Origin of the sequence: Nonomuraea sp. NPDC049141 (genome assembly GCF_040648415.1) — a bacterium.
Lineage (GTDB): Bacteria > Actinomycetota > Actinomycetes > Streptosporangiales > Streptosporangiaceae > Nonomuraea.
Window position 1 is genome coordinate 1 of sequence record NZ_JBEZDR010000091.1, and the last position, 3,674, is coordinate 3,674.

The 3,674-nt window shown below is 70.3% G+C and carries 3 protein-coding genes; 1 reads left to right on the forward strand and 2 read right to left on the reverse strand.

What is annotated here, in order from left to right; translation table 11 throughout:
• Positions 1-44: 44 nt before the first annotated feature.
• Together AB0B91_RS64475 and AB0B91_RS64480 are read right to left on the reverse strand one after the other, a co-directional pair.
• Positions 45-1,199, reverse strand: a complete 1,155-nt coding sequence (locus AB0B91_RS64475) for an acyl-CoA dehydrogenase family protein (RefSeq protein ID WP_089002748.1) — start codon at positions 1,197-1,199, stop codon at positions 45-47.
• Positions 1,200-1,306: 107 nt separating this feature from the next.
• A complete protein-coding gene (locus AB0B91_RS64480) occupies positions 1,307-2,839 on the reverse strand; it encodes an acyl-CoA carboxylase subunit beta (RefSeq protein WP_089002749.1) in 1,533 nt (510 codons plus the stop codon).
• Between the two features lie 205 nt (positions 2,840-3,044).
• On the opposite strand from AB0B91_RS64480, the gene AB0B91_RS64485 reads away from it, so the two are divergent.
• A complete protein-coding gene (locus AB0B91_RS64485; RefSeq protein WP_357659834.1) occupies positions 3,045-3,605 on the forward strand; it encodes a snapalysin family zinc-dependent metalloprotease in 561 nt (186 codons plus the stop codon).
• The last annotated feature ends 69 nt before the right edge of the window (positions 3,606-3,674 follow it).

Sequence of the window (3,674 nt, forward strand, 5' to 3'; positions counted from 1 at the left end):
GTGGCGCGAGGGGGGCCGCCCCACGCCACCGGGCCCGCGCCGGGTCACATACCCAGGTCGCGCGCAATGATCATGCGCTGCACCTCGGACGTGCCCTCGCCGATCTCCAGGATCTTGGAGTCGCGCCAGAACCGCGCCACCGGGTACTCGTTCATGAAGCCGTAGCCGCCGTGGATCTGGGTCGCCTCGCGGGCGTTGTCCACGGCGATGGTGCTGGCGTGCAGCTTGGCGATGGCGGCCTGCCGCTTGAACGGCTCGCCGGCGAGCATCCGCGCCGCCGCGTCGTAGTAGGCCAGGCGGGCGGTGTGCGCCTTCATCTCCATGTCGGCGATCTTGAACTGGATCGCCTGGTAGTTGCCGATCGGCTGGCCGAACGCCTGGCGCTCCTTCGCGTACCTGACCGACTCGTCGACGCAGCCCTGGGCCAGGCCGACAGCCAGGGCGGCGATGGCGATCCGCCCCTCGTCGAGGATGCGCAGGAACTGGGCGAAGCCCCGGCCGCGCTCGCCGAGCAGGTTCGCCGCCGGCACCCGGCAGTCGTCGAAGGTCAGCTCGTGGGTGTCCGAGGCGTTCCAGCCGACCTTGGAGTAGCCCGGCGCGACGGTGAAGCCCGGCGTGCCGGAGGGCACGATGATGGTGGAGAGCTCCTTGGAGCCGTCCGGGCGGGTGCCGGTGACCGCGGTGACGGTGACCAGCGCGGTGATGTCGGTGCCCGAGTTGGTGATGAACGCCTTGGACCCGTTGATCACCCACTCGCCGGTGGACTCGTCGAGCACCGCGCGGGTCTGGGTGCCCCCGGCGTCCGAGCCGGTGCCCGGCTCGGTCAGCCCGAAGCCGGCCAGCGCCTCGCCGCTGAGCAGCTTCGGCAGCCACGTCGCCTTCTGCTCGTCGGTGCCGAAACGGTAGATCGGCATCGCGCCGAGCGAGACCGCCGCCTCCAGGGTGATCGCCACGCTGGAGTCGACCCGGGCCAGCTCCTCCAGGGCGAGGCAGAGCGCGAAGTAGTCGCCGCCCATGCCGCCGTGCTCCTCGGCGAAGGGCAGGCCGAACAGGCCCATCTTGCCCATCTGCCGGATCACCTCGTACGGGAAGGTGTGCTTCTCGTAGTGCTCCGCGATGACCGGGGCGACCACCTCGCGCGCGAATTCCCGCACGCTCTCCCGCAGCGCCTCTTGCTCCTCGGTGAGCCGGAAGTCCATGGAATCCTCCTGTGTGGATGGGCCGCCGGGCGCTCGTGACGCCGGGAACGGACAGGTCGCTGGTGCGCGGTGCGGATCCGGGCCGGCCGGGTGGGCCGGCGACGGGATCAGACCGGGGTGACGCCGTGCCGGCGCCGGGAGAAGTGCCGCTCCTTGGTGCGGGCGGCGGCGAACCGCCGGACCAGCTCGGCGCGCAGCTCGTGCGGCTCGATGATCGCGTCGACGACCAGTTCGCTGGCGAGCCGCACCACGTCGATGTCGCGCTCGTACTCCTCGCGCTTCGCGGCGACGAACGCGGCCCGCTCGGACTCGTCCTCGATCGCCGCGATCTTGTTCGCGTAGACCGCGTTGACCGCCGCCTCGGCGCCCATCACCGCGATCTTGGCGGTGGGCAGCGCGATCGTGGCGTCCGGCTCGAAGCCCGGCCCGGCCATCGCGTAGAGGCCGGCGCCGTACGCCTTGCGGACCACCACGCAGATCTTGGGTACGGTCGCCTCCGAGATCGCGGTGATCATCTTGGCGCCGTGCCGGATGATGCCCTGCTTCTCCACCGCGCTGCCGACCATGAACCCGGGCACGTCGGAGAGGAAGAGCAGCGGCACGTTGAACGCGTCGCAGAGCTGCACGAAGCGGGTCGCCTTGTCGGCCGAGTCGACGAAGAGCACGCCGCCCTTGAACATCGAGTTGTTGCCGACCACGCCGACGACCTCGCCGTTCAGCCGGCCGAAGCCGATCGTCAGCTCCTTGGCCCAGAGCGCCTGGATCTCGAAGAAGGAGCCGTCGTCGAGCAGGCCCTTGACGTACCGTCGCATGTCGAACGCCTGCCGCTCGCTCGCCGGCACCAGCGCGGCCAGGTCGGCCTTCTCCGGCGCTTCGACGGCGGACGCGGCCGGCGGCTGCTGCGTCCAGTTGGTCGGGAGGTAGGACAGGTAGCGCCGCACCACGTCGAGGGCGTCGGCCTCCGTCTTGCAGAGGAAGTGCCCGACGCCGGACTCGGCGCAGTGCACCTTGGCCCCGCCCATCGCCTCCAGCGTGGTCTTCTCGCCGGTGACCATCTCGACCATCCGGTCGGAGCCGAGGTACATGCTGGCGTTGCCGTCGACCATGGCGACCACGTCGCAGAACGCCGGGATGTACGCCCCGCCGGCCGCGCTCGGCCCGAACAGCGCGCAGACCTGCGGGATGGAGCCGGAGGCGCGGACCTGGTTCCAGAAGATCTTGCCGGCGCCGCGACGGCCGGGGAAGAGGTCGACCTGGTCGGTGATCCGGGCGCCGGCCGAGTCGACCAGGTAGACCATCGGCACGCTGGTCGAGTAGGCCCGCTCGATGATCCGGATGATCTTTTCGACGGTACGGGCGCCCCAGCTACCCGCCTTGACCGTGGAGTCGTTCGCCATCAGGCAGACCGGGCGGCCGTCGATGGTCGCGGTGCCGGTCACCACGCCGTCGGCGGGGAGCCCTTCGGCCATCGCGTTGGCGTAGAGGCCGTCCTCGACGAAGGAGCCCTCGTCCACCAGGAGCGCTACCCGCTCCCGGGCGAAGAGCTTGCCCTTGGCGGCGTTCGCCGCGTGGTACTTGTCCGCACCGCCGGCCCGGGCCCGCTTGCGCAGCTGCTCCAGTGCCTCACCGTCGAGCGTCACGCCGACTCCCTCGCCACCTGAGCCGGTCACCTCGCGGCGGACCGGCTGACCTGAACGATCGTTAGGCTAGCGCATCTGCACGGAGCTCGGCGAGCCGCGGGCGCGGAGGAGTCGGAACCGGGTCGCACCCGTCGGCCAGGCATTGAAAATCATGAATTTATAGGGCTACGCTCCGGATACCCCTCCTCCCGGATTGGAGTCAGCGATGACCTCACGACTCAACCGGCTCGCGGCCGCGTTCGCCGCGACGGCGCTCGCCACCCTCGGCGTCACGGTCGCCAACCCGACGCCCGCCTCGGCTGCCATGACCATCTGCTACAACACCAGCCAGGCGGGCAGCTTCGCCGGTACGGCCAACCAGGCCGCCTCGATCTGGAACAACGCCACGTCGAACCTGACGCTCACGGCGAACTGCGGCTCCAACCTGCGGATCTACCAGATCACCGGCGGTGGCTCGTACGCCATCCGGACCAGCCTCGGCAACGGGCGGGTCTACATCGACACCCAGCAGGCCCAGCAGTACAGCCCGCTGCGGATCATGACGCACGAGATCGGGCACATCCTCGGCCTGCCCGACAACTACAACGGCAACTGCGCGCTGCTGATGTCCGGCGGCAGCGCCGGCACCAGCTGCACCAACCCGTACCCGAGCACCACCGAGGCGAACCGGGTCACCAACCTCTTCGCCGGCACCCGCAGCACGGACCGCGCCGGGTCCGAGATCTTCCGCGACAGCTGGCCGAGCATGCTCACCACGGTGGGCTGACCGACCGGGCACGTCGGAGGGGCCGGCGAAGAGGTTGGTGACCCGGTTCGCCTCGGTGGTGCTCGGGTA